The organism is Variovorax sp. P4_B11 (assembly GCF_056402355.1).
On record NZ_JBFUHO010000007.1, the window covers coordinates 154,973 to 176,382 of the forward strand.

Annotated in this window: 20 protein-coding genes; 7 read left to right on the plus strand and 13 right to left on the minus strand. The window is 69.5% G+C overall.

The features are described from left to right. Positions 1 to 84: 84 nt before the first annotated feature. The 5 genes from AC1DYD_RS09980 (at position 85) to AC1DYD_RS10000 (ending at position 6,471) form a co-directional block, all read left to right on the plus strand. Positions 85 to 2,418, plus strand: a complete 2,334-nt coding sequence (locus AC1DYD_RS09980; RefSeq protein ID WP_478172574.1) for an acyl-CoA dehydrogenase — start codon at positions 85 to 87, stop codon at positions 2,416 to 2,418. Between the two features lie 335 nt (positions 2,419 to 2,753). After that, the gene (locus AC1DYD_RS09985; protein WP_478172575.1) at positions 2,754 to 3,764 is read left to right on the plus strand and encodes a Bug family tripartite tricarboxylate transporter substrate binding protein; all 1,011 of its coding nucleotides are present in this window, start codon (positions 2,754 to 2,756) and stop codon (positions 3,762 to 3,764) included. Between the two features lies 1 nt (position 3,765). Then, entirely contained in the window at positions 3,766 to 5,256 is a 1,491-nt protein-coding gene (locus tag AC1DYD_RS09990; protein ID WP_478172576.1) for a class I adenylate-forming enzyme family protein, read from the plus strand. A 285-nt stretch (positions 5,257 to 5,541) separates the two neighbouring features. Next, entirely contained in the window at positions 5,542 to 5,769 is a 228-nt protein-coding gene (locus tag AC1DYD_RS09995; protein WP_478172577.1) for a CDGSH iron-sulfur domain-containing protein, read from the plus strand. A gap of 27 nt (positions 5,770 to 5,796) precedes the next feature. Next, positions 5,797 to 6,471, plus strand: coding sequence for a protein-L-isoaspartate(D-aspartate) O-methyltransferase (locus AC1DYD_RS10000; RefSeq protein ID WP_478172578.1), 675 nt, complete (start codon positions 5,797 to 5,799; stop codon positions 6,469 to 6,471). Between the two features lie 17 nt (positions 6,472 to 6,488). On the opposite strand, the gene AC1DYD_RS10005 is transcribed toward AC1DYD_RS10000, so the two are convergent. The 5 genes from AC1DYD_RS10005 to AC1DYD_RS10025 form a co-directional block, all read right to left on the minus strand. Beyond that, complete coding sequence (locus AC1DYD_RS10005) at positions 6,489 to 6,764, minus strand: DUF3303 domain-containing protein (protein WP_478172579.1); 276 nt, start codon at positions 6,762 to 6,764, stop codon at positions 6,489 to 6,491. A 176-nt stretch (positions 6,765 to 6,940) separates the two neighbouring features. Then, positions 6,941 to 7,279, minus strand: a complete 339-nt coding sequence (locus AC1DYD_RS10010) for a hypothetical protein (RefSeq protein WP_478172580.1) — start codon at positions 7,277 to 7,279, stop codon at positions 6,941 to 6,943. 157 nt (positions 7,280 to 7,436) lie between these two features. Beyond that, positions 7,437 to 8,219 (minus strand): DUF2189 domain-containing protein, encoded by a 783-nt coding sequence (locus AC1DYD_RS10015; RefSeq protein ID WP_478172581.1) that lies wholly within the window; start codon positions 8,217 to 8,219, stop codon positions 7,437 to 7,439. A 214-nt stretch (positions 8,220 to 8,433) separates the two neighbouring features. After that, the gene (locus AC1DYD_RS10020; RefSeq protein ID WP_478172582.1) at positions 8,434 to 9,879 is read right to left on the minus strand and encodes a DUF2252 domain-containing protein; all 1,446 of its coding nucleotides are present in this window, start codon (positions 9,877 to 9,879) and stop codon (positions 8,434 to 8,436) included. Between the two features lie 67 nt (positions 9,880 to 9,946). After that, positions 9,947 to 10,912, minus strand: a complete 966-nt coding sequence (locus AC1DYD_RS10025) for an AraC-like ligand-binding domain-containing protein (protein ID WP_478172583.1) — start codon at positions 10,910 to 10,912, stop codon at positions 9,947 to 9,949. A 163-nt stretch (positions 10,913 to 11,075) separates the two neighbouring features. On the opposite strand from AC1DYD_RS10025, the gene AC1DYD_RS10030 reads away from it, so the two are divergent. Continuing rightward, positions 11,076 to 12,125 carry a carbon-nitrogen hydrolase family protein gene (locus AC1DYD_RS10030; RefSeq protein WP_478172584.1) on the plus strand — a complete coding sequence of 350 codons (1,050 nt, stop codon included), beginning with the start codon at positions 11,076 to 11,078 and terminating at the stop codon, positions 12,123 to 12,125. Positions 12,126 to 12,150: 25 nt separating this feature from the next. Beyond that, positions 12,151 to 13,212 carry a phenylacetaldoxime dehydratase family protein gene (locus AC1DYD_RS10035; protein WP_478172585.1) on the plus strand — a complete coding sequence of 354 codons (1,062 nt, stop codon included), beginning with the start codon at positions 12,151 to 12,153 and terminating at the stop codon, positions 13,210 to 13,212. 8 nt (positions 13,213 to 13,220) lie between these two features. Here AC1DYD_RS10035 and AC1DYD_RS10040 read toward each other — a convergent pair whose 3' ends face one another. From AC1DYD_RS10040 to AC1DYD_RS10075, 8 genes are read right to left on the minus strand one after another with little or no spacing between them, the layout of a single operon-like run. Then, the gene (locus AC1DYD_RS10040) at positions 13,221 to 13,655 is read right to left on the minus strand and encodes an acyl-CoA thioesterase (RefSeq protein ID WP_478172586.1); all 435 of its coding nucleotides are present in this window, start codon (positions 13,653 to 13,655) and stop codon (positions 13,221 to 13,223) included. Beyond that, positions 13,652 to 14,191 (minus strand): MarR family winged helix-turn-helix transcriptional regulator, encoded by a 540-nt coding sequence (locus AC1DYD_RS10045; protein WP_478172587.1) that lies wholly within the window; start codon positions 14,189 to 14,191, stop codon positions 13,652 to 13,654. Before AC1DYD_RS10045 ends, AC1DYD_RS10040 begins: the two co-directional genes overlap by 4 nt. Next, positions 14,188 to 14,961 (minus strand): SDR family NAD(P)-dependent oxidoreductase, encoded by a 774-nt coding sequence (locus tag AC1DYD_RS10050; protein WP_478172588.1) that lies wholly within the window; start codon positions 14,959 to 14,961, stop codon positions 14,188 to 14,190. The genes AC1DYD_RS10045 and AC1DYD_RS10050 overlap by 4 nt, the downstream gene beginning before the upstream one ends. A 55-nt stretch (positions 14,962 to 15,016) precedes the next feature. After that, positions 15,017 to 16,612, minus strand: coding sequence for an ATP-dependent acyl-CoA ligase (locus tag AC1DYD_RS10055; protein WP_478172589.1), 1,596 nt, complete (start codon positions 16,610 to 16,612; stop codon positions 15,017 to 15,019). Next, positions 16,602 to 17,333, minus strand: coding sequence for an ABC transporter ATP-binding protein (locus tag AC1DYD_RS10060; protein WP_478172590.1), 732 nt, complete (start codon positions 17,331 to 17,333; stop codon positions 16,602 to 16,604). Before AC1DYD_RS10060 ends, AC1DYD_RS10055 begins: the two co-directional genes overlap by 11 nt. Continuing rightward, complete coding sequence (locus tag AC1DYD_RS10065; RefSeq protein WP_478172591.1) at positions 17,330 to 19,114, minus strand: branched-chain amino acid ABC transporter ATP-binding protein/permease; 1,785 nt, start codon at positions 19,112 to 19,114, stop codon at positions 17,330 to 17,332. Before AC1DYD_RS10065 ends, AC1DYD_RS10060 begins: the two co-directional genes overlap by 4 nt. Then, positions 19,111 to 20,166, minus strand: a complete 1,056-nt coding sequence (locus AC1DYD_RS10070; RefSeq protein ID WP_478172592.1) for a branched-chain amino acid ABC transporter permease — start codon at positions 20,164 to 20,166, stop codon at positions 19,111 to 19,113. Before AC1DYD_RS10070 ends, AC1DYD_RS10065 begins: the two co-directional genes overlap by 4 nt. 58 nt (positions 20,167 to 20,224) lie before the next feature. Beyond that, the gene (locus AC1DYD_RS10075; protein WP_478172593.1) at positions 20,225 to 21,382 is read right to left on the minus strand and encodes an ABC transporter substrate-binding protein; all 1,158 of its coding nucleotides are present in this window, start codon (positions 21,380 to 21,382) and stop codon (positions 20,225 to 20,227) included. Between the last annotated feature and the right edge of the window lie 28 nt (positions 21,383 to 21,410).

Genomic DNA, 21,410 nt, shown 5'->3' on the forward strand with positions numbered 1-21,410 from the left:
CCTGCCTTCAGCAATGGCGAATGCCGCTCGCAGGGTGCTTCTGGCACGCTTGCCCTCGATCTCACTGCCACCCCCCAACACGCCATGGATTCCGATTCCCTGTCAGCGATCCGCGAAGCGGCGCTGGACTACTTCACTCGCAGCGACAGCGTTCGCCGCTGCCGCGCACTCGCCGAGCAGCCCGAGGCCGAGCGCGGCCAAACGGCGGCCGCCAGCTGGGCCGAACTGGCCGCACTGGGCTGGCCCGGCATGCTGGCGCCCGAGTCGGCGGGCGGGCTGGCCCTCGACCTGGCAGGCGCCGCCGAGATCCTGCGCGCCGCCGGCGAGCATGTCGCGCCCGAACCGCTGCTGGCGGTCGCGGGCCTCGGCGCCCTGCTGCTGACCCGCCTCGACAGCGCCCCGGCCGCGGCGCTGCTCGAAGACCTGGTGGCGGGCCGCAGCCTGCCGGCGCTGGCCTGGCAGGAAAGCGCCGGCGACCTCAGCGACGTGCCGCTCGACTGCGGCTGCGAGCCCGGACCCGCGGGCGGCGTGCTGCTGCAGGGCGAGAAGCTCATGGTGCTACCGGGCCGCGCCGCCAGCGGCTGGCTGGTATCGGCCCGCGGCGACGACGACACCGTGCTGCTGTGGGTCCCGCGCGGCACCGACGGCGTCACCGAGACGCCGATGCCGCTGGTGGATGGCGAGCAGGCCGCCACGCTGCGCTTCGATCGCGTGGCCTTGCCCGCGAGCGCCGTGCTGGCGCAAGGACCGTCGGCCCGCAATGCCCTGCGGCATGCACTCGCCGCAGGCCAGATCCTCCAGGCGGCCGAACTGCTCGGCACCGGGCAGGCGATGCTCGCGCAGACGCTCGCCTACCTGCGCACGCGAACGCAGTTCGGCAAGCCGATCGGCTCCTTCCAGGCGCTGCAGCATCGCGCGGTCGACATGTTCATCCACCTCGAGATCGCGCGGGCGACGCTCGACGAGGTGCTGGCGCTGGCCGGCGATCCGGCCGGCATCGCCGTCGAGCGGCTCGAGGCCGAAGCCAGCCGGGTCAACGCGCGCTGCACCGCGGCGGCGCTCCAGGCCTCGCGCTCGGCGGTGCAGCTGCACGGCGCCATCGGCTACACGCAGGAATGCGACCTGAGCCTGTTCTACAAGCGCACCCTGCGGCTCTCGGCCTGGCTCGGCAATGTCACGGCGCACCAGCGGCGCTATGCCGCGCTGGCCGACGTCACGGAGCGCACCGAGGCCGCCATCGCCTGGCCGGGCGAGTTCCCGCGCAGCGCCGACTGGGGCGCGATGCCCGAGGCCGAATTCCGCCGCATGGTGCGCGCCTTCCTGCAGCAGCGCTACCCGGCGCCCCTGCGCTACCTCTCGCACCGCGCGCGATGGAGCGAGGTGCGCGACTGGTACCTCACGCTGTCGGCCCAGGGCTGGATCGCGCCGGCCTGGCCGCAGGCGCAAGGCGGCATGGGCCTGCCCGCCGACAAGATGATCGCCTGGATCGAGGAGCTGGAGCAGTACGGGGTGGCGCGCGCGCCCGACCAGGGCATCGTGATGATCGGACCGCTGCTGATCCAGCACGGCACACCCGAGCAGCAGCAGCGCTTCCTGCCGCGGATCCTGGCCGGCGATCACATCTGGTGCCAGGGCTATTCCGAACCGAATGCCGGTTCCGACCTCGCGGGCCTGCGTTGCGAGGCCGTGCAGGCGCGCGATGCCGAGGGCGATCACTTCGTCGTCAACGGCCAGAAGATCTGGACCACGCTGGCGCAGGACGCCAACCACATCTTCATGCTGGTGCGCACCGACAAGGAAGCCAAGAAGCAGGAGGGCATCAGCTTCCTGCTGTGCGACCTGCGCACGCCCGGCATCACGATCCGGCCGATCCGCACGCTGGCCGGCGAGCCCGAGTTCTGCGAGGTGTTCTTCGACAACGTGCGGGTGCCGGCCGGGAACCTGGTCGGCAAGCTGCACGGCGGCTGGACCATCGCCAAGGCGCTGCTGGGCTTCGAGCGCATCTTCCTCGGCAGCCCGAAGCAATCGCAGTACGCACTGGGCCAGCTGGCGCGGCTCGCGAACGCACGGCGACTGTTCGCCGACCCGGTGTTCGCGCAGCGCTACACGGTGCTGCGGCTCGACGTCGCGGATCTCTCGGCGGCCTATGCGGGCTTCGCCCACATCGTGAAGGCCGGCAAGCCGCTGCCTGCATCGGTCTCGCTGCTCAAGATCTGGGCCAGCGAGACCTACCACCGCATCGGTGCGCTGCTGGTCGAGGCCAGCGAGGAACAGGGCGCGATCGCGGGGGACGTCGATCTGGATGGGCAGCCCTTCAACGCGCTGTCGCCGTTGATCGGTTCGACCTCCGCGATGATCTACGGGGGAACCAACGAGATTCAGCGGAACATCCTGGCTCGGCAGGTGTTGGAACTATGAGGGCTCCCGCTGCGGGGAGCGACGATGGGCGGTGTGCCCTGGGCCGGCCGACGTCACACGCCGCTTGCGCCGCCCGAGGCGCGCCCGCCCGTCGCACCCCCACGGAGCCCGGTATGCGGTGCGGCGCGGGCGATCCCCTCTGCGCCGCTGAGCAGCGCAGCCTTTCGCGGATCAGGGCTCGCGACTGTTTGAGCCGAAGGCGAGTTTGAGCGAGACCCCGCGAAAGGCGAGCAGCGCAAGGCAGCCCGAAGGGCCGGCGCAGTGGGGTCGCACGGGACGCAGCGCATACCGGGCGCGCATCCATGGGAAAGCATCAAAGACAACAAGGAGACAGCATGACCAACTCACAAATAGCCAAAGACGTTGAACTCACGCGCAGGCATGCGCTCGCATTGCTGACAGGCGCGGCACTCGTTCCATTGCTCATCCCCACGAGAGCACTGGCCCAGCAGCCCCCACTGCCGACGCTCATCAAGCTGGTGGTGGGCTACACCCCGGGCGGCCCGGTCGACGGCGCAGCACGCCTGCTCGCCCCCGCACTCGCGCAGGAGCTGGGCACGCAGGTGATCGTGGAGAACCGGCCCGGCGCGGGCGGCTCGATGGGCGGCGACATGGTCGCCAAGGCGGTGCCCGACGGCGCCACGCTGTTCTTCGGCGCCAGCCCGACGATCACGATCAATCCGAATGTGCAGCGCAAGATGCCCTTCGACCCGATGAAGGACCTGACGCCGATCGCGCCGCTGGTGGCCTACACCAACGTTCTCGTGGTCAACAAGGATCTGCCGGTGCGCAGCGTGGCCGAGCTGCTGGCCTATGCCAAGGCCAATCCCCAGAAGGTCTTCTACGGCTCGGCCGGTGTCGGCTCGTCGAACCACCTGAGCGGCGCGCTGCTCGAGAAGATGGGCGGCGCGCCGATGGCGCACGTGGCCTACAAGGGCAGCGCCCCGGCCCTGGCCGACGTGATGGGCGGCACGCTGTCGATGATGTTCGACATCATCGCCACCTCGCGGCCCTTCATCGAATCGGGCAAGGTGCGGGCGCTCGCGGTCACCTCGCGCCAGCGCAACCGCATGCTGCCCGACGTGCCGACCATGATCGAGTCCGGTGTCGCCGATTTCGACGTCGGCGGCTGGTTCGGCCTCTACGGCCCGGCCCGCATGGACCCGGCGCTGGTGGCGCGCGTCAACGCGGCGGCCGTCAAGGTGCTGGCGCGCCAGGCGGTCGCGGCGCGGCTGCTCGAGCAAGGCTACGAAGTCTGGTCGGGCGCCCCCTCGGTGCTGGCCGAGAAGGGGCTGTCGGACCGCAAGCTGTGGGCCACGGTCTCCAAGGGCATCGAGGCGGAATAACGTGCCGAAGCGAATCCATGAACGGCTGGCGCTCCGCGCCGCCGCAACCCCCGACGCCATCTTCCTGCACGAATCCGCGGACGACACCTCGTATGCGTCGCTGCAGACGATGGTCGAGGCCGCTGCGGCCGACCTGATCGATGCCGGCGTGCGGCCGACCGACCGCGTGCTGCTGGTGGCCGAGAACTGCGCCGCCCACATCGCGCTGATCATGGCCTGCAGCCAGGTCGGCGCCTGGTCGTGCGGCGTCAATGCGCGGATGTCGCCGGGCGAGATTGACGCGATCGTCGAGCGGGCCGACGCGCGCCTCTGCTACTTCACCGGCGCGGGTTCCGCCGCGGCGCTCCAACATGCGCATCGCGCGCAAGCGGTGCCCAGCGCCCTGCCCGGCGTGCTGCGCTCGCCGCTGCGCGCCGCCGCCACCCCCGAGCCGAATCCCGCGCTGGCCGACACCGCCGCGATCATCTTCACTTCGGGCACCTCCGGCACGCCCAAGGGCGTGATGGTGTCGCACCGCGGGCTGCTGCATTTCGGCCGCGTCTCCGCGGCCTCGCGCGCCCTGAGGGCCGACGACCGCGCCTACGCCTTCCTGCCGATGACACACATCTTCGGCCTCGGCACGGTGCTGATGGCCTCGCTGAGCGGCGGCGCATCGCTGGTGCTGCGCGGCAGCTTCTCGCCCGACGACCTGCTGCATGCGCTCGCGCAGGAAAAAGTATCGAACCTGCTGGGGCCGCCGACGATGTACGCGCGCCTGCTGGCCCACGTCGAGGCCCGGGCCGCGACGCCTGACTTTCCGCATCTGCGCTATGTCTACACCGGCTCGGCGCCGCTCGACGCTGGGCTCAAGCAGCGCGTCGAGGCGCTGTTCGGCCAGCCGCTGCACTACGGCTACGGCCTGTCGGAGTATGCGGGCTCGGTCTTCCTGACCCGGCGCGGCGTGGCGCGCGACGACACTTCGGCCGGCTACCTCGTCGAAGGCGGCGAGGCCCGCATCGTCAGCGCCGAAGGCCGTGACGCAGCACCCGGCGAGGTCGGCGAGATCTGGCTGCGCGGCGCCGGCCTGATGCTGGGCTACTTCCGGGATGCCGACGCCACGGCGCAGGCCATGCGGCCCGGCGGCTGGTATGCCTCGGGCGACCTCGGCCGTCTCGCTGCCGACGGCGCGCTGTTCGTCGTCGGGCGCCTGAAAGAGATGATCATCCGCTCGGGCTTCAATGTGTACCCGGCCGAGGTCGAGGGCGTGCTCAACCGCTTCCCGGGCGTGCACCTGAGTGCGGTGGTGGGCGTGCCGGAGTCCGACGGCAACGAGGCGATTGCGGCCTTCGTCGAACTCGAGTCCGGCGCCGCGTTCGACCCCGACGCCCTGCAGGCGCATCTGCGGCAGAACCTGTCGCCGTACAAGCGGCCGTCGCGCATCGAGGTGCTGGATGCGCTGCCTACCACGTCGACCGGGAAGATCCTCAAGCGGGCGCTGGTGCCGCCCGCTTGACGGCCTCAACCCGGACTGGCCGGGTTCGCCCGCACGCCCCTGCCGAACGATGGGAAGCCCGGCTCCCGGGTCTGTGCCACACCCCAGTGCTCACCGTTGATGTCCGCGATGAGGGGCGAACCGGCCACCCCAAGAACGCGTCACAGGGCGCCTCTCCTTCGAAGCGCGATGCCCAGGCCGAGTGCCTCTTCGTCCATCAGGGTCTCCCGGTTGAAGTTGCCGGGGCGCTTTGCTCAAATGCGGAAGATACGTCTTTGCGCCGCTTCTAACCCTGTGGAGGCAATCATGGCGAGACTGGTCATGCGCACGCGCAGCAAGCCCTATCCGATAGACATCGGCGGCGAGACGAAATTCATCTGCGGTTGCGGCCTGTCGGCGAACCAGCCCTTCTGCGACGGCACGCACAAGCTGACACGCGATGAGCAGGAAGGGGCGCTCTGCTGGTACGACGCCGATGTGCAACGCAAGGCGATCGCGCACGCATTCCCCAACATCCGCACGCCGAGCGAATAGGCTCGTGCCGGCACGCCCGAGGGCACCATGAGCGAACCGGACTTCACGATGCTGCGGCAGCGCATGCTGGCCGAGATCGCGGCCAAGACTGTTTTCTCGACCACGTATCTGGGCAAGGCGGCGCTGGATTCGAGGGTCATGAACGCCATGGCCACGGTGCCGCGCCACGCGTTCGTGCCGTTCGAACTGCGGCCCTACGCCTACGTCGATTCCCCCTTGCCGATCGGCTACGGCAAGACGATCTCGCAACCCTTCATCGTCGCCGTGATGACCGACCTGCTCGGCGTCCAACCGACCGACACGGTGCTCGAGATCGGTACCGGGCTGGGCTACCAGTCGGCCATCCTGGCGGAGCTCGCGCACCGCGTCTTCACTGTCGAGATCGTCGAGGAACTGGCCGAGCAAGCCGGGCATCGGCTGGCCGACCAAGGACATGCCAACGTCGAGATCCTGATCGGCAACGGCAGCCATGGCTGGCCCGAGCACGCACCATTCGACAAGATCATCGTAACGGCGGCCCCCGAGCTGATCCCGCCGGCGCTCATCTATCAGTTGAAGCCAGGCGGCACGATGGTGATACCCGCCGGGTTGCCGGATGCACAGCAACTCATCCAGCTCAAGAAGGACGCGCAGGGTTCAGTTACGACACGGGAAATCTTCGAGGTGCTTTTCTCGACCCTCGAGGACGTCGCCATGCCGTGAATGGTCGGCCGCGGGCCTCAGCGCTTCCCCAGGGAAGCCAGCACCGACCCGGCATCAGCGTCCTCAAGGCAGGGAGTCACCGTCATGGCGAGCAAGTCAGCCCACTGAGCCTGATACAGGAACATTGCCTTCGCGTCGTTCGACTCGGTGATCGCGAAACCTTGGCCACTCATTCCATGCCAGCGCCCGACAAGTTCAACCCCCTTGGGCGGCGCTCCACCTGTTTCCAGGAAGCGGGCGATGGCGGCATTGAATGTGCCTTGCGGAACAGTCCAACTCACGATGTACTTCATAGACTTCTCCAAAGTTCATGGACACGTGCCGCCGGCTGTGCGTGGGCCTTGCGGCACTCAAAGCCCCATCGACCCGCCGGGGAGCACAGCAGGGTACGCCCGGCTCCTACGAAGAGGTTCTGCTCGCCCGACCAGTCGGCCGTGCTCGAGTCGTCGCTCGTCGTGCACCTTGCTCGCTAGACCTTGAATTCCTTGTCAAGGACGAATATCTTGACGGTCTCTCTCTTGACGCCATCGAAGGCCATGGCTTCCGCCGTCGCGGGGGAATCCATGCCCTTCATGAACGCGTCCAGGTCATCGGGCTCGGCGCACACCGCGACTTGATTGCCTGCGATGGTCGCGAAGCTGATTGGCTTGGTGACGGTTTGGCTCCTGAACAGCGGACCGTGGGTCCGGAAGCCCTTCTCCCACTTGTCCGGGTCTTCAATCTGCGCTGTGATTACTACCTTGGGCATGTCGTCTCTCCTTCGCGCGGGGTGGTTTCGGGCCAGGGCGAGGTGGATGGCCTTGGCCATTTGACGGCCGCGATGTCGAATTAGTCAATTCGTATTACATTTTGACGTTCATGGATGCTTGCGGGCTTGCCGGCAGGCGCGGCAGCTCCGGTCTCGCCTTCCCAGTAGAGACGGTGGTCAGCGCATTGGAAGCACTGATACCGCTGCCCGCGCAGGATCACCCGTCCACCATCTCGCGATAGGCGTGCCAGCTCCCGTGTGCCAGCCACGGGAAGATGACGATGAGCCCGAGCATGAACGTCGCAAAACCGAGGGCCGTCAGCATTGCGATCAACACGGCCCACAGCAGCATGGCCACCGGATTGCGGGCGCAGCAGCGCAGGCTGGTCAGCACCGCGGTGATCACGTCCACGGGGCGATCCACCAGCAACGGCACGCTGACGACGCCGAGCGCGAAGACGAGCGCTGCCACCGCGGCGCCAAGCGCGAAGAAGGCAAGCACAAGACCGACCGGCTGGCCCGACAGCAGCAGCGCTGCGGGCAGGTGCGACGCGTGCCGCACGTGCTCGGTGAAGAACAGTGCGAAGACGATCGCTGCCAGGCGCTCCCAGGCAAAGTACGCCAGCGTGAGCACCAATCCGAACAGCGCGATCGAGCCGGCGTTGCCGCGCCACGCGCCAAGCGCCAATGCGGAGTCCGGCGCGGCGGACTGCTCCCGCTGGCGCGACAGTGCGTACAGGGGCATCGCGAGGAAGGGTGCCACCAGCAAGAAGCCGCCGAGCAGAGTTGGCGCAAGGTAGGTGGCATCCCAGGTCGCGGCCATCAGGGCCAGGCCTGCAACTGCAACCAGCACACCGACACCGAGGCTCAAGCCTGGCCGGAACGCCAGATCGCGTGCGCCCAAGCGCAGCCAAACGAAGGGCCGCATCGCGCCAACCCGGCGCACGGCGGGCGCCACCATTGACGGCGGAAGAGATTGACTGTCGAGCGGGTGTTCCATGGCGCACACTCCTTCGTGAAGCCCGCGCTGGAAACCAAGCGGCGTCAGCGCTACCGCCAGCATAGTCGCGCGCATCGCCAGCGGCAATCAAGCCCTGGCCAAGCACTCGATCACGCTGGACATCGCCACACCCGAGGGCGCGGCGCTGGCGCAGGATCTGGCGGCACGACCGGGTGCCGGGTGCTGCGAGAGCGCGGGGTGATCTGAGGCAGGGCTACGCGCCCGACGCCACCGCCACCACCCCCTCCTTCGCCGCCGCCGCAAAGCGCTCGTGGTCGGCCCGGGTCTGCCCCGCATAGGCGGTGGCGAACTCGACCAGCGCGTCGTCGAACACATCCGATTTGCCCAGATAGCCGCTGATCATCGCGGCATCGCCCGACTTGGCATGCGCCAGGGCCAGCGCCCAGCCGCACAGCCTGCAGTACTCGATGAAGCCGCCCGGGCTGGTCTCGCCCGGCGCCAGGTCGATGCCGCCCTTCATGTCGCGCAACTGCCGGATGTAGAAGTGCACGCCGTCGATCCGGCCCCAGCCGAGGAAGATGTCGGGTGAACCCTGGATCAGCCGCTGCCCCCGGACCACGCGCTCGCCCTGGTTGGCCGGGGCGTGGGCCGGGTCGACATCGCCCGCGAAGGGGGCCAGCACCGAAGGCTGCGCCTCCTTGAGCTGCAGGAACAGGGGGTCGTCCTCGTCGCGCCCCTGCATCAGCACCATCCAGCAGCGGGTGCCGACGCTGCCCACCCCGACCACCTTCTGCGCCGCATCGACGATCCGGTAGCGCGACAGCAGCAGCCGGCGCTCGGGCGCCAGCGACTCGAGGTAGTGGGCCAGGCAATGGCCGATCGCCTCGTCCACCGGACGCCCCATCGAAGTCAGGGGCGAGCGCACGATGAAAGGGTGCTGCTCGATGATCCGGTGCTGGTCGTCCACCAGGTCGGTCATCTTGTCGAGCACCTGCATGTGGGTGCGCTTGCGCGCCTTGTCGAGCACCGCGCCCGCACTCCCTCGCCAGGCCGGTGGCAGCGATTCCACCAGCCGATCGCTGTGGATGGTGTCATACCAGATCTCCAGCTGCCCCATGCCGGCGTAGCGCCGCATGCGCTCGCGGTAGCTCTCGACCGCGGCCCTCGCGGCCGCCTCGCGCTCGGATTTGTCGCCGCCCAGGTGATGGGCGGCCACGAAGGCGCTGGCCGCCAGCCGCTTGACGTCCCACTCCCAGGGCCCGGGCTGCGTTTCGTCGAAATCGTTGATGGCGAACACCAGCTGCCGCTCCGCGGACGCGAAGACGCCGAAGTTCGCCACGTGCATGTCGCCGCAGGCCTGGACCCGGATCCCGGTGCTCGGGCTGGGCGCCAGGTCGGCCGCCATCACCGCGGCCGAACCGCGCAGGAAGGCGAAGGGCGACTGCAGCATGCGGGCGTGCCGCACCGGCACCAGCTGCTGCAGGCGGGTGGCCGCCTGCGCCTTCAGGATGGCCAGCGGGTCGACCTCCGGCAGGCGCTCGAAGGCGCCGTGGCGGGCCCGGGGAACGCGCTCGCGCAAGGCCTTGCCGGCCGCCATGCGCTCCTCGACGCTCGGCCGCGGCGCCGTGAAGGCGCTGGCCAGGGCCTCCGCCCGGCTGCTTTCCTCGGGGTCGGGTTCGTCTCTCTCGGCACGCGCCATTCTTTGCTCCGGTGTGGCTCCGTCGCACATCATGCCGGAACCCGCACCCTGCGGCGCGGCGGTCGAATCAATGCGCGACGCGCTGCCGCCACTCCCGCGGCGAGCAGCCGAAGCGCTCGCGGAAGGCCCGGCTGAAATGCGCCGCATCGTTGAAGCCGCGGCCATAGGCGATCTCGCCGACCGTGCGGCCGGCGGCGCGCGGGTCGAGCAGGTCGCGGCTGCAGGCCTCGAGCCGGCGCTCCCAGATGTACTGCGCCGGCGTCACCGGCTCGCTCTTGAACACCCGATGGATCTGGCTCACCGACAGGCCGAGCGCGGCCGCCAGCGTGCCGACCGACAGCGCCGGATCGTCGAGCTGTTCGTCGACGCGGCGCTTGATGCGCGCCAGGTGGAAGGCGGTCAGGTTGCTCAAGCCCGGCGAGCGTGCGGCCGGCAGCGTCTGCAGCCCGGCCACCAGGATGTTGAGCACGCCGTTGGCGACCGCCAGCGCCGAGGCCGGCTGCAGGGCGTCGATGTCCTCGTGCAGCGTGCGGATCATGCCCAGCAGCAGGTGGCCGGCGCCCTCGCGGCCCGACACGGTGGTGGCGGTCAGGGCCTCGGTCTGGCGCAGCTCGCTGCGCAGGCGCTCGCCCGGCAACTTGAGCACGATCTGCTCGAAGGCATCGTCGAACAGCAGCTGGTAGGGCCGCGTGCTGTCGTAGAGCGCGAAGTCGCCCACCGACAGCACGGCATCGCGCCCGTCCTGCCGCACCACGCCGCGGCCGCGGGCCTGGATGCTGACCAGGAAATAGTCGTCCGACGAGCGCGCGATGTGGCCCGCCGTGCGCATCACCTTCTGCGGCCCCGAGCTGACGACCGAGACATCGAGGCTGGGCAGCGTGTGCTGCTGGATGCTGCCGTCGAATTCGCCCTTGGGGCGATCTCCCGGCACCGCATCGCAGCCGAGCTGGACATAAACGTTGCAAATCATGTCGGTCCAGTAGGCGAGCCGCTGCGCGCGCGGAACGACGGCAGTGCTGAGCAATCGGGTCATGGGATTCCTTCCGCAGAAATGGCCGCCTGCGACGCTGGATCAAGAACGCCGCGAATTCCGGACAAGGCGCTTTCCAGGCGGCGAACTTACGCTTCAAGCAACCCGTGTGCCACCGCGCTAACCCGGAGGCCGCGGGTCCCTTCCACCCCTTTTGGAGAACGCCATGTCCAGTACCACCCATCCCCGCCTGCGCGTCGCCGCGGTGCAAGCCGCCCCCGTCTTCCTCGACCTCGACGGCACCATCGACAAGACCATCGACCTGATGGCGCAGGCGGCCGGCCAGGGCGTGCAGCTGATCGCCTTTCCCGAGACCTGGGTGCCCGGCTATCCGTGGTGGATCTGGCTCGATTCGCCGGCCTGGGGCATGCAGTTCGTGCAGCGCTACCACGACAATTCCCTGGTGGTCGGCTCGCCCGAGTTCGACCGCATCCGCGAGGCCGCGCGCAAGCACCGGATCTGGGTCTCGCTCGGCTACAGCGAGAAGGCCGCGGGCAGCCTGTACATCGCGCAGGCGCTGATCGACGACCAGGGCCACACGCTGCAGACGCGGCGCAAGCTGAAGCCGACCCATGTCGAGCGCACCGTCTTCGGCGAAGGCGACGGCTCGGATCTCAGCGTGGTCGAGACGCCGATCGGCAACATCGGCTCGCTGTCGTGCTGGGAGCACCTGCAGCCGCTCAGCAAGTACGCGATGTATTCGCAGAACGAGCAGATCCATTGCGGCGCCTGGCCCAGCTTCTCGCTCTACCGCGGCGGCGCCTATGCGCTCGGCGCCGAGGTCAACAACGCCGCCAGCCAGGTCTACGCGGCCGAAGGCCAGTGCTTCGTGGTCGCGCCCTGCGCCACGGTGTCGAAGGCGATGCACGCGCTGCTGTGCACCGATGCCGGCAAGCAGCAGATGCTGCTGGTCGGCGGCGGCTTCGCGCGCATCTACGGGCCCGACGGCTCGCCGCTCGGCAAGAACCTGGCCGAGGACGAGGAGGGGCTGGTGGTGGCCGACATCGACCTCGGGACGATCTCGCTGGCCAAGGCCGCCGGCGACCCGGCCGGCCACTATTCGCGGCCCGACGTCACGCAGCTGCTGTTCAACAGGAAGCGGCGCGAGCCGGTGGTGCTGCAGGGGCCGGCCGAGCCCGAGAAGGCTGTCGCCGAGCCGGTGTCCACGCCGGTCGAACCGGCTGCGGCTGCCGCCCGCCAACCGGTCGTGGCCTGAGCCGCCACGTCACAGGGGAAGCGCCATGGAATCCGCCATTGCCGAGCACCTGAAATGTCCGCGCACCCGGCAGCGCCGGGTAGAGGACGACTACACGCCGCCCTACCCCGTCTGGTCGGCCCGCGCAGCCGCCGGCGTGGGCCAGGTGGTGATGGGCTACTTCGGCGTGCAGTCGCGCGGGCCCGGATTGCAGGGCCGCGCCTGCGCCGCCCTGATGAAGATCGCGCGCAGCTTTGGCCTCGCCGACGGGCCGGGCCACCATGACCTGGCGCACTTCGTCGACGCCGAGGGCTTCGACAACATGATCGCGATCGCGTACTGGAGCGACCCGGCCGCCTTCGCGCGCTGGTGCGCCACGCCCGAGATCGACGACGGGTGGCGCTCGCCCGCGCGGCTCGACGACGGACTGGGCTATTTCCGCGAGATCGCCTCGCCACGGGCCGCGCACTACGAAACCATGTTCAGCACGCCCGACCGCTTCGAAGGGGTGGGCGTGGTGATGGGCGGCGGGGTCAGCGGCGAGATCCGGGAGCACGGCTACTGGGGTTCGATGCGCGACCGGATTCCGCTGTCGCAGACCGACGCGATGGTGGCATCGGGAAGCCGCAGCGCGATCTCGGGCGCGCCCGCGCCGGGGCAGCGGGTGCGCATCGCCGGCCACCAGAACGTGGCGATGATCCGCTCGGGCCAGGAATGGACCGACACCACCGGACGCGAGCGCACGCTTTACCTCGAGGACATGGAGCCGACGCTGCGCGAAGGCATGGAATTCCTGCGCGACCAGGGCCTCGCGATCGGCTGCTACAGCAACCGCTACATGCACCACCTTGACGCCAGCGGCGCGCCGCTGCAGAAGTCCTTCGGCCTGAGCTTCTGGCGCTCGCTGGCCGACATGGAGCGCTGGGCCGAGTCGCATCCCACGCACGTGGCGATCTTCGGCAGCTTCATGCGCTACGTGCAGGAACTCAACTTCGAGCTGCAGCTGCGCGTGTACCACGAGGTCTCGGTGCTGAAGGCGGACGAGCAGAGCTACGAATACATCAACTGTCACCCGCGCACCGGGCTCATGAACGGCCTGGCGGCCTGAGCGAGGACTCAGCCCCCGTCGGGAATGCCGCGCAGGATCGCATCGCGCAGCGCCGCCGGGATCTCGAGCGCGCGATGCGTCTCGAGCGAAGTCGTCACCAGCACCTGGCGCATCTGCATGCGCAGTTCGTCGTCGACGCCCACGCATTGCAGCGCCAGGGTCAGCGAGCGCGTGCCGAGGCGCTCGACCGCCAGTGCCAGCGTGACGCTGTCGCCGAAGCGGCTCACGGCGCGGAAATCGGCCTCGATCCGCACCGTCGGCAGGCCGATGCGCTGCTCCGTGATCAGCCGGTGGTAGCCAATGCCCATCGCGTTGACCCAGTCTTCCACCAGGCCGTTGAACATGACGAAGTACTGCGGATAGAAGACGATGCCCGCCGGGTCGCAGTCGGAGAAGCGGATCAGCCGCTCGCGGCGGAACGCACCGGCGAGTGCTTCGCTCACGAAGGCTCCTCGCCGGCGGCCTCGTTGCGCATCACATGCACCCGCAGCTGGCCCAGCTGGCTGTGCAACTGCTTCACCGTCTTCATGTCGAGCCCCGAGAACATCTCGAGGATCCATTGCTCGTGCTCGCTGGCCATGGCCTCGAAGCTGCGGCGTCCCTTGGGCGTGAGGCTCACGATCCAGGCCCGGCGGTCGTCCGGGCTGGCGGTGCGCGAGACCACGCCTTCGCGCTCGAGTTCGTCGGTGAGGCCGGTCACGTTGCCGCCCGTGACCATCAGGTAGCGCGACAGCACCCGCATCTTGAGGCCGTCCTTGTAGCGGTAGAGCTGCGCCATGTAGTCGAAGCGCGCCAGCGTGATGTCGAAGCGCTCGCGCAGCCGCTTGCGGATCTCGGCCTCGATCTGCGTCGTGCTGGCGAGCATGCGCAGCCAGAGCTTGAGCACGGCGTGGTCGTCGTTGCCGGCGCGGGCCTCGTGGCCCAGTTCCTCGGCATCGCTGAGCGCCGCATGCGAGGGGTCGTTGCTGCTGTCGATCATGTGACTTCTCCGCCCGACACCGAGATCGACTGGCCGGTGACCGACGCCGCGCCCTCGCCGCAGAGCCAGCGCACCGCGTCGGCCACCTCGGCCGGCTGCACGATGCGGCGCTGCGGATTGACGACCGCGAATTCGGCCAGCGCATCGGCCTCGCTGCGGCCGGTCTTGCCGACCACGTTGGCGACGCTGTTGCGCAGGATGTCGGTATCGGTGTAGCCCGGGCAGACCGCGTTGACCGTGATGCCCTTGCGCGCCACCTCGAGCGCCAGCGAGCGCGTGAGCCCGACCACGCCGTGCTTGGCCGCGGCGTAGGCGGCCACGTAGGCATAGCCCTTCTGGCCCGCCGTGCTCGCGATGTTGACGATGCGGCCCCAGCCTGCGTCGAGCATGTCGGGCAGCGCCGCCTGCGCGCAGAGGAAGCTGCCCGTGAGGTTGACGCCGAGCATGCGCTGCCAGAGCTCGACCGAGGTCTTGAGGAAAGGCGCGCTCTCGGCCTGGCCCGCGTTGTTGACCAGGATCCCGACCGGGCCCGACACCGCGCGCACCGCTTCGAAGGCCGCGCGCACCGAGTCGGCATCGGCGACATCGACCGCGGCCACGCCGTGCCCGCTGCCCGCGAGTTCGGCGCGCACGCGCTCCAGCGCGGCACGATCGCGGCCGAGCAGGCTCAGGCGGGCGCCCTCGGCCGCCAGGGTGCGCGCGATCTCGGCGCCGATTCCGCGGGCGGCGCCGGTCACGACCGCGTGGCGTCCATTCAATGCATTCTTCATGGCTGGATAAACCGTTGACAACTAAACATTTTAACCACGGGTGCTTTTTTCGAGCTCAGCCCTTGGCGCGCGCGGCCGGGCCGCGGTCCCAGGTGGCGGCCGACACGCCGCGCTCGCGCAGCTTGTACTTCTGCACCTTGCCGTTCTCGGTCCGCGGCAGATCCTCCAGCAGGTCGAGATAGCGCGGCACCGCGAAGTACGGCAGGCGCGCCTCGCAGAAGCGCATCAGGTCGTCGGGCTCGATGCGGCTGCCCTCGCGGGCCACCAGCGCCGCCATCACCTCGTCCTCGGCCAACTCGGAGCGCACCGGGTAGACCGCGCAGGCGGCGACCGCCGGATGGCTCAGCAGCACCTGCTCGACCTCGAAGGAAGAGATGTTCTCGCCGCGGCGCCGGATCGCGTCCTTGATGCGGTCGACAAAGCGGAAGGCGCCGTCGGCCTCGCGCAGCACCCGGTCGCCGGTGTGGAACCACAGGTTGCGCCAGGCCTCGACGGTCTTCTCGGGCATGTTGAAGTAGCCACTCGCGAAGGCATAGGGCTCGTCGGCGCGCAGCAGCAGCTCGCCGGCCTCGCCGGGCGGCAGCTCGGCGTCGTCGGCATCGGCGACCCGCGCCTGGAAACCCGGCCGCAGCCAGCCCATGACGCCGCCGCGCGGCGAATCGGGCGCGGTGGCGATCGCGAAGTTGGTCTCGGTCGAGCCGTAGCCCTCGAGCAGCCGAACGCCGGTTCGCGCCAGGAAGGCCTGCCCCGCCGCCGCCGGCACGCCGGGGCCGAGGCCGGTGCGCACGCGGTGATCGCGCTCGCCGGGCCCTTCGGGCTGGGCAAGCAGGATCGGCACCATCGCGCCGAGCAGGTAGACCACGGTGGCGCCGTTCGCCCGCATCGACGGCCAGAAGCCCGAGGCCGAGAAGCGCGACTCGAACACCACCTCGGCACCCGTGAGCGCGGCCTGCGAGAAGGTATTGAGCGCGTTGATATGAAACAGCGGCAAGGTGGTGCACAGCACGTCGTCGGCGCCCACACCGAGCACCTCGGCGCTGTTCACGCCCCACCAGAAATACTGGGCATGGGGGCAGACCACGCCCTTGGCCGGGCCGGTGGTGCCCGAGGTGTAGAGAATGGCCAGCGGATCGCCGGGCTGCACCGCGGCCGGCGCGATCGGCTCGGCGCCTTGGCGGTACGGCAGGAGCCGGATGCCGGCGGGCGGCTGCCACGGGCTGTTCGATTCGCCGATGACCCAGATCTCCTGCAACGCCGTGCGGCCCAGGTCCGCCGTCGGCAGCCGCTCGAGCAGGGCCGCCTCGATCACCAGCAGCCGAGCCTCGCTGTTGGAAAGAAAGTATTCGATCTGCGGGCCCATCGAGGCGGTGTTGACCGGCACCGTGACGGCGCCGAGCCAGCCGGCGCCGAGGAACACCTCGAGGAACTCGATGCAGTTGCCGCTCATGAGCGCGACGCGGTCGCCGCGCGCCACGCCGGATTGCGCCAGCGCCGCGGCCAGCCGCGCCGCCGCTTCGGCGGCATCGGCATGCGACCAGGTCCTGCCCGCGACCCTCAGCAGCGGGCGCCGCCCGAAGCGCACCGACTGCCGCTGCAGCATCGCCGGCAGGGTGCGCTGCGCGGCCGGCAGCTGGCGCGGTTCATTCGTCATCGTCGGTGCCTCCGCCGAGGTAAGTGGCCTGGACGCGCGGGTCGCTCTCGAGCTGCCCCGAAGGCCCCGACAGCGCGATCTCGCCGGTCTCCAGCACGTAGCCGTGGTCGGAGCTCTCGAGCGCGGCGCGCGCGTTCTGCTCCACCAGCAGGATCGAGACGCCGTCGTCGCGCAGCTTGCGCACGATCAGGAGGATGTCGCGCACGATCAGCGGCGCCAGGCCCAGGCTGGGCTCGTCGAGCATCAGCAGGCGCGGCGCCGACATCAGGGCCCGGCCGACCGCGAGCATCTGGCGCTCGCCGCCAGAGAGCGTGTCGGCACGCTGGGCGCGCCGTTCGGCCAGCCGCGGAAAGCGCTCGTAGACCGTTTGCAGCTGGCGCTTGAGCGCGGCGCTCCCCAGTCGCTTGGAATAGGCCCCAAGCTGCAGGTTGTCGAGCACGCTGAGCTCCCCGAACAGCTCGCGCTTCTCGGGCACCAGGCACAGGCCGCGCTCGACCCGCGCCTCGACGTCGAGCCCGTGCAGGTCCTCGCCTTCGAACTTCAGGATCCCCTTGCTCGGCAGCAGGCCCATCGCCGCGGCCAGCAGCGTGGTCTTGCCGGCGCCGTTGGGGCCGATCACCGAAATGATCTGGCCGTGTTCGAGGCTCAGCGAGACGCCGCGCACCGCGTCGACCTGGCCGTAGGACACATGCAGGTCACCGATTTCGAGCATGGCCGTCATGCCACGCTCCCCAGGTAAGCCGCCTGCACGCGCGCATCCGCCCGCACCGCCGAGGGCACGCCCTCGACCAGCTTCGAGCCGAAGTTCATCACCACCAGCCGGTCCACCAGTTTCATCACGAAGTCCATGTCATGTTCGACGATCAGGATCGTCACGCCGTCATCGCGCAGCTTGCGCAACAATTCGCCGAGCGCCATCTTCTCCTTGCGGCGCAGGCCGGCCGCGGGCTCGTCGAGCACCAGCAGCACCGGGTCGGCGGCCAGCGCCCGCGCGATCTCGAGAATGCGTTGGGTGCCCAGCGGCAGGCTGCCGGCGAGCTCGTGCGCGCGGTCGCCGAGGCCGATGCGGTCGAGCTGGCGCTGCGCTTCCTGCAGGATCTGGCGCTCCTCGGTGCGGTCCAGCCGCAGCCCGGCCTTGAGCACGCCCGAGGTGGTGCGCGAGTGGGCACCGAGCGCGACGTTGTCGAGCAGGCTCATGTGCGGGCGCAGCTTCACGTGCTGGAAGGTGCGCGCCAGCCCGAGCCGCGCCACCGTGCGCTGCGGCAGGCCGGCGATGTCCTGGCCCAGGAAGCGCACCTGGCCCGCGGTCATCGGCAGCGTGCAGGTCAGCAGGTTGAACATGGTCGACTTGCCGGCGCCATTGGGGCCGATCAGGCCGACGATCTCGCCCGCCTTGACATCGAAGCTGACGTCGTTGACCGCCACCAGGCCGCCGAAGCGCTTGACTGCGCCGGTCACCGAGAGGATCGGCGAGCCGCGGTCGGGCAGGCTGCGGTGCGGCAGCGGTTCGACCGCCGCCGCCGGCTCGCGCGACGGCGCCGCGGCGAAACGGCCGCCGGTCCAGCGCCGCACGAAGCCCATCAGGCCGCCACGCGCGAAGTGCAGCAGCAGGATGAACAAGGTCGCGAAGGCCACCGCCTCGAGCTGGCCGGCACGCTGCGTGAGCATCGGCAGCACGTCCTGCAGGCCGTTCTTGAGCACCAGCACCAGGGCCGAGCCGACCAGCGCCCCCGCCAGCTGCCCGAGCCCGCCGGCCACCGCCATCAGCAGGTACTCGATGCTGGCGCGGACATCGAAGGGCGACGGGCTCACGAAGCGGTTCATGTGCGCATAGAGCCAGCCCGCGAGGCCCGCGAACAGCGCCGCCGTGACGAACAGCGCGAGCCGCACGCGGTAGGCATCGGCGCCGACGCTGGCCAGCAAGGTGGCGCCGCCGCGCAGGCTGCGGATCGCACGTCCGGGCCGCGAACGCAGCAGGTTGTGGCTGAACAGGAAGGCCAGCCCGACCAGCGCCCAGATCAGGTAGTAGATGGCGCGCGGATCGGCCAGCGACCAGCCGCCGATGCGCAGCGGCGGGATGTTCGACAGGCCGGTGTGCCGCCCCAGCGCATCGACGTTGCCGAACAGCATCGCGATCGACAGCCCCCAGGCGATGGTGCTGAGCGGCAGGAAGTGGCCGCCCAGCCGCAAGGTGAGCATGCCGATGGCCAGCGCCGACATCCCGGTCAGCAGCAGCGCGAACAAGAGGCCGATCCACGGCGACATGCCCTGCGTGGTGGTGAGCCACGCGGTCGCATAGGCCGCGATGCCGACGAAGGCCGCCTGGCCGAAGGAGGTGGCGCCGCCGATGCCGGTCAGCATCACCAGGCCCAGCGCGACCAGCGCGCCGATGCCGATGTCGTTGAGCAGCGAGACCGTGAAGTTGCCGGCCAGCATCGGCGCGACGGCCAATGCGACGATCACCAGGCCGATCCAGAAATTGCGTGTGCGGAGGAGGTTCATTGGTCCACCTCGTCTTCTTCCTCTTCCGAATGCACGCTCATGAAGGAGCGCAGCATCAGCACCGGGATCAGCAGGCTGAAGACGATCACATCCTTGAGCGCACCGCTCCAGAACGAGGCGAAGCTCTCGACCACGCCGACGGCGAGCGCGCCGATGGCGGTCATCGGATAGCTCACCAGCCCGCCGATGATCGCGGCCACGAAGGCCTTGAGGCCGATGATGAAGCCGGAGTCGTAGTACATGGTGGTGACGGGGGCGATCAGCACCCCGATCAGGCCGGCCAGCAGCGAGGCGCTGCCATAGGCCAGCAGCGCGGTGCGGGCCGGCCGGATGCCGACCAGCCGCGCGCCGACACGATTCACTGCGGTGGCGCGCAGGGCCTTGCCCGCCACCGTGCGTTCGAAGACCAGGAAGAACAGGCCGCTCAGCACGATCGCCGCGCCGACCATCAGCACCACCTGGCCGCTGACCGAGAAGCCGTCGCCGAGCGCGATGCTGCCGCCCGCGAGCGGCTGGGTGCGCGAGCCTTCAGGCCCGAAGAACAGCAGGCCCAGGCCCGACAGCAGGAAGTGCAGCGCCAGCGAGACGATCAGCAGCACCAGCACCGAGGCGTCGGCGATCGGCTGGAACACCACGCGCGCCAAGAGCGGTGCGATCGGCACCACCAGCAGCACCGTGACCGCGATCTGCACGGCGGCCGGCATGCCGGGCCGCGAGGTGGCCCAGGCCAGCAGGCAGGGCAGCAGGGGCAGCACGCCCCAGGCCAGGATCGCCTTCGGCACCTTGCGTGCTTCGCCGCGCCGCAGCAGGCTACCGACCTCGGTCAGCGTGGCCAGCGCGGCCAGCACCAGGACCAGGCCGATGGTCGGCGGCAGGCGGCCGGTCTCGAAGGCCGCCAAAGTCAGCGCCGCGAAGGCCGCGATGTCGCCGAAGGGCACGAACACCACCCGCGTGACGGAAAAGATCAGCACCAGCCCGAGCCCGGCAAGCAGATAGACCGCCCCATTGGCGAGCCCGTCGATGCCCAGGATGAGCGCCACGTCCCATGTCATTGAAATGCCCTTCGCATGATCGTCCTGAAGTTGAGTGCGGTATCGCTTGCCCCTGAAATCAGGGCGCGAGCTTCCACTGGCCGTTGTCGAGCTTCACGATGACCCGCGCGCGCTCGTCGACGCCGTAGAGATTGCCCGGCTTGAAGTTGTAGACGCCGTGCGTTCCCACCACCTCCTTGGTGCTGGCGATCGCGTCGCGCAGCGACAGGCGGAACTCGGGCGTGCCGGGCTCGCCCTTGGCGCGCGCGGCGGCATCGGTGAACACCAGCCAGCCGTCGAAGGAATAGGCCGAGAAGGCATCGCTGGTCGGCGCGTTGTTGGCCTTCTGGAAGGCGGCGCGGAAGTCCATGGCGATCTTCTTGGTCGGATAGCCGTCGGGCAGTTGCTCGGCGACGATCACCGGGCCGGTGGGCATCAGCGCGTTCTGGCCCGAGGCGCCGACCACCCGCACGAAGTCGGGGTTGATCAGGCCATGCTGGCCGTACACCGGGCCCTTGAAGCCGCGCTCGGTCAGCGCCAGGAAAGGCAGCGCGCCCGGCGTGCCGGCGCCGCCGGTCATGACCGCATCGGGCTTCATCGCGACCAGTTTCAGCACCTGTCCGGTGACCGAGGCATCGGCGCGCGCATAGCGCTCGTTGCCCAGCACCTTGATGCCGGCCTCGGGGGCAGACTTCATGAGCGCGTTGTAGACCAGGTCGCCCCAGGCATCGGAGAAGCCGATGTAGCCGACCGTCTTGACGCCGTCCTTCTTCATGCGCTGGACCACCGCGTCGATCATCAGCTGCGTCGGCTGCGCGACGGTGAACACCCAGGCGTTCTCGGCCGGGTCGAGCTGGATCGGCGTCAGGCCGATCATCGGCACCTTCGCATCGCGGCCGACCTGTGCCATCGCGATCGCGGCCGGCACGCCCGAGGTGCCCATCAGCACGTCGACCTTGTCCTCCTCGACCAGCTTGCGCGCATTGCGGCCGGCGGTGGTCGGGTCGGAGCCGTCGTCGAGCACGATCAGCTGGATCTTGCGGCCGTTGACCTCGGGCTTGTAGGCCAGTGCGGCCTGCATGCCCTTGGCGTAGGGCACGCCGAGCGAGGAGTTGGGGCCGGAGAGCGAGACGCTCAGGCCGACCTTGAGGTCGGCCGCGAACGCCGCTGCCGTGAGGCCGACGCCCAGCGCGGCCGCCAGCGCGCTGCGGGTCAGGGTCTGCATCAAACGCTTCATGTCGTGGGCTCCTGGTGGGTGAAATGAA